Annotated in this window: 1 protein-coding gene; it reads right to left on the bottom strand. The window is 52.1% G+C overall.

Annotated elements, in window-relative coordinates; genetic code table 11:
• A partial coding sequence (locus ACSNOG_RS33595) for a hypothetical protein (protein WP_436756452.1) occupies positions 1-215 on the bottom strand: 215 nt, incomplete at its 3' end.
• Between the last annotated feature and the right edge of the window lie 42 nt (positions 216-257).

Here is a 257-nt window from a genome sequence, read left to right as displayed (position 1 = left end):
CTCCATAAATGATATTGGGAAGAAATTCCCCATATTTGGAAGAGCCCGTTCAGGAAATAGGAGGCTTGCTGAATGATGAGCCCGATTAATCCCGCCCAGAGCAGGGATGCCGAGCTGAACAGCAGGAGAATGACAAATGCAGCTCCACCAACAGTAATGGACAGCAGTACGGCCATTCCCAGCTTGCGTATGAGCGCCGTGACGGATGCGATCATACCGAGCTCTCCGGTATGCCCGAACTGCATATACAGCAGCAG

The sequence above is a fragment of the Streptomyces sp. URMC 124 genome, assembly GCF_051386455.1.
Classification (GTDB): domain Bacteria; phylum Actinomycetota; class Actinomycetes; order Streptomycetales; family Streptomycetaceae; genus Streptomyces.
The sequence above is the reverse complement of the archived record's forward strand: the minus strand, read 5'-3'. Positions and strand labels throughout refer to the sequence as shown.